Consider the following 3,424-nt stretch of genomic DNA (forward strand, 5'->3'; position numbering starts at 1 on the left):
GCCCGGCCGTAAGCCCGGGGCTGAAACCGCTTCATGGTCGGCCCCTGGTCGACGAAGGCCCTGGAGACGACGAGGTCGTCGCGGTTCATCTCGTAGTTATGCTCGGCGTTGGCAATCGCCGACCGCAGCACCTTGGCGATGGCCGCCGCGCCGCGGTTGGGGGTGAAGCGCAGGACGGCCAGCGCCTCCTCCACCGGCTTGCCGCGCATGAGATTCACAACCTCGCGGGCCTTACGGGGAGAGATCCGGATGTATTTCGCGATCGCTTTCGCTTCCATGCTTAGATCCCCCTTACTTCAACGCCGTGGATCTTTCCGTGTGATGCCCGTGGCCCCTGAAGGTACGGGTCGGAGCGAATTCGCCGAGCTTGTGCCCGACCATTTCCTCCGTAATGTAGACCGGGACGTGCTTGCGCCCGTCGTAGACGGCGATGGTGTGGCCAATCATCTGGGGGAAGATGGTTGACCGGCGGGACCAGGTCTTCAGGACCCGCTTGTCACCCTTAGCGTTCATCTCCTCGACCCGGGCCAAGAGCCTGGGTTCGCAGTACGGTCCCTTTTTCAGTGAACGGCCCATGTTCGGCCCCCCTTCCTCCTTACTTCTTCCGCCGTTTGACGATCAGCCTGTCACTGGCCTTGTTCTTCTTCCGGGTCGGCGCCCCGAGGGCCGGCTTGCCCCAAGGGGTGACCGGCGCCCGGCCGACGGGCGAGCGTCCCTCGCCGCCGCCGTGCGGGTGGTCGACCGGGTTCATCACGACGCCGCGGACGGTCGGGCGGATGCCCAGCCAGCGCCGGCGGCCCGCCTTCCCGACGGTGATGTTCTCGTGCTCCAGGTTGCCGACCTGGCCGATGGTCGCCCTGCAGTCCAGGTGGAAAAGCCGCACTTCGCCCGAGGGCAGGCGCACGTGGGCATGGCCGCCCTCCTTGGCCATGAGCTGCGCGGCCCCGCCCGCGGAGCGGATGACCTTGGCGCCCTGGCCGGGGTAAAGCTCCAGGTTATGGATCAGGGTACCGGCCGGGATGTTCCGCAGCGGCAGGGCGTTGCCCACCTTGATGTCGGCATCCGCGCCCGAGACAACGGTCTGTCCGACCCGCAGCCCGCTGGGGGCGATAATATACCGTTTTTCCCCGTCGGCGTAGTGCAGAAGGGCGATGTTCGCCGTACGGTTGGGGTCATACTCGATGCTGGCGACCCGGGCGGGGATCCCGTCCTTATCACGTTTAAAATCGATAATCCGGTATTGCTTCTTATGCCCACCGCCCTGGTGGCGCACCGTCAGCCGGCCCAGGTTGTTCCGGCCGCCCTTGCGCTTGAGGGGCGCCAGCAGGGACTTTTCCGGCTCTTTCCGGGTGACATCCGCGAAATCGGGGACCGTGACAAAGCGGCGTCCCGGAGAGGTGGGCTTATATTTCTTTGTGGCCATCTGCTTCCCTCCTCGACCTATACGCCTTCCAGGATCTCGATCTTATCGCCCGGGCGCAGGGTCACTATGGCTTTCTTGACCTCCGGCGTAAAGCCGACGACGTTGCGCCGGCGGCGCCGCCGGCCCTCCTGGCGGATGGTGTTGACCTTGGTCACCTTGACCTTGAAGAGCTCCTCGATCGCCTTTTTGATCTCGGTCTTGTTCGCCCGCGGGTCGACCAGGAAGGTGTACTTGTTCTCCCCCGTCAGGGACATGGACTTTTCGGTTACCATCGGGCGCCGGATGATGTCCTGGGCAAACTTCATTTTAACCTAGCGCCTCCTCGACCTTGGCCACCGCATCCCGGGTAATTACCAGGGTCGGGTGATCCAGGATATCGTAAACGTTGAGGTGCGCCGCCGCCAGGGATTTCACGCCCGGGATGTTGCGCGCCGACTTCTCGACATTGACGTCGGCCCCCGCGGTGACCACCAGCGCCTTGTCGGCCTTCAGGTTGTTCAGGATGGTCACCATCTCCCGGGTCTTGGGAGCTTCAATGGCGAGATCGTCAAGCACCACGATCCGGCCCTCGCCGGCCTTGGCCGACAGGGCGGACTTTAAGGCCAGGCGCCGCACCTTCTTGGGCACGCTGTAACTGTAATCGCGCGGGTGGGGTCCGAAAACGATCCCGCCGCCGCGCCAGATCGGCGACCGGATGCTCCCGTGCCGCGCGCGCCCGGTGCCCTTTTGCCGCCAGGGCTTGCGGCCGCCGCCGCGGACCTCCCCCCGGACCAACGTATCGTGTGTCCCGCGCCTGCGGTTGGCGAGCTGCATGACCACCATTTCGTGCAGCACGGCCTCGTTGACCGGCTGCCCGAAGATGTCGTCCTTCAGGTCAATCTCGCCTACCTGCTCGCCGCGGGTATTGTAAACCGCCACCTTGGGCACGGCAGTGCCTCCTTCCTCGTACGAATCTGCTTGAGCGCTACTGTAAGGCCTTGACCGCCTGCTTCACGAGCACCAGGCCGTTCTTCGGCCCGGGGATCGCGCCTTTGACGGCCAGCAGGTTGCGCTCCGGGTCCACCTTGACGACCTCCAGGTTCTGTACCGTAACCTGCTCCACCCCGTATTGGCCGGGCATCCTCCGCCCCTTGAAGACCCGGGCCGGGCCCTTGGCCGCTGCGGAGCCGGGGCGGCGGTGATACTTCGAGCCGTGCTTCATCGGGCCGCGGTGGAAGCCGTGGCGCTTGATGCCGCCGGCGAAGCCGCGCCCCTTGGTCGTTCCGGTAACGTCGACCAGTTCCCCGGTGCTGAACAGGTCGCACTTGATTTCCTGCCCCACCGTGTAGCTGTCCGGATCCTCGACCCGGACCTCCCGCAGGTAGCGCAGCGGCTTGAGGCCGGCCTTCGCGAAGTGCCCGCGCAGCGGCTTCGTCACCTTGCGCTCTTTGACGTCGCCCCAGCCGAGCTGAACAGCGCCGTACCCGTCGGATTCCGGGGTCTTCTTCTGCACGACCGTGCAGGGGCCGGCCTCGATCAGGGTCACCGGGACCACCAGCCCCTCCGGCGTGAAGACCTGCGTCATACCGAGCTTACGCCCGAGAATTCCCTTGGCCATTCCTTGGCACCTCCTGCTCCCCCGAACCGCTAGAGCTTGATCTCGATGTCCACTCCGGCCGGCAGATCGAGGCGCATCAGGGCGTCCACCGTCTTGGGCGTCGGCTCGAGGATATCGATCAAGCGCTTGTGGGTCCGGATTTCGAACTGCTCCCGCGAATCCTTGTCTTTGTGCGGCGAGCGCAGGATCGTGTAGATGTTCTTTTCGGTCGGCAGGGGAATCGGCCCCGCGATCTCAGCCCCTGTCCGCTTTGCCGTTTCGACGATCTTCTGCGCCGACTGGTCCAGCATGTTGTGGTCGAAAGCCTTTAACCGGATGCGGATTTTTTGCCTGGACACGCTACCCCTCCTACTCTCTCAGGGCGGTGACCACGCCGGCGCCCACGGTGCGTCCGCCCTCGCGGA

General features: G+C 65.0%; 7 protein-coding genes. All 7 read right to left on the minus strand.

The annotated features are described in order from the left end of the window. Positions 1-278: 50S ribosomal protein L22 (rplV, locus tag QMC81_11775; protein ID MDI6908148.1), on the minus strand; the 278-nt coding region annotated here is incomplete at its 3' end. Positions 279-291: 13 nt separating this feature from the next. Next, complete coding sequence (gene rpsS, locus QMC81_11780) at positions 292-576, minus strand: 30S ribosomal protein S19 (GenBank protein MDI6908149.1); 285 nt, start codon at positions 574-576, stop codon at positions 292-294. Between the two features lie 19 nt (positions 577-595). Continuing rightward, on the minus strand, positions 596-1,423 hold the full coding sequence (rplB, locus tag QMC81_11785) for a 50S ribosomal protein L2 (GenBank protein ID MDI6908150.1): 828 nt from the start codon (positions 1,421-1,423) through the stop codon (positions 596-598). Positions 1,424-1,440: 17 nt separating this feature from the next. Further along, positions 1,441-1,728 (minus strand): 50S ribosomal protein L23, encoded by a 288-nt coding sequence (rplW, locus tag QMC81_11790; GenBank protein MDI6908151.1) that lies wholly within the window; start codon positions 1,726-1,728, stop codon positions 1,441-1,443. A 1-nt stretch (position 1,729) separates the two neighbouring features. Then, the gene (gene rplD / locus QMC81_11795; protein ID MDI6908152.1) at positions 1,730-2,350 is read right to left on the minus strand and encodes a 50S ribosomal protein L4; all 621 of its coding nucleotides are present in this window, start codon (positions 2,348-2,350) and stop codon (positions 1,730-1,732) included. Between the two features lie 37 nt (positions 2,351-2,387). Next, positions 2,388-3,020: a 50S ribosomal protein L3 gene (gene rplC / locus QMC81_11800; protein ID MDI6908153.1), complete on the minus strand. Its 633-nt coding sequence runs from the start codon at positions 3,018-3,020 to the stop codon at positions 2,388-2,390. A gap of 29 nt (positions 3,021-3,049) precedes the next feature. After that, on the minus strand, positions 3,050-3,358 hold the full coding sequence (rpsJ, locus tag QMC81_11805) for a 30S ribosomal protein S10 (protein MDI6908154.1): 309 nt from the start codon (positions 3,356-3,358) through the stop codon (positions 3,050-3,052). Between the last annotated feature and the right edge of the window lie 66 nt (positions 3,359-3,424).

Source organism: Thermoanaerobacterales bacterium (genome assembly GCA_030019475.1).
In the GTDB taxonomy this organism is placed as follows: Bacteria; Bacillota; Desulfotomaculia; order Desulfotomaculales; family JASEER01; genus JASEER01.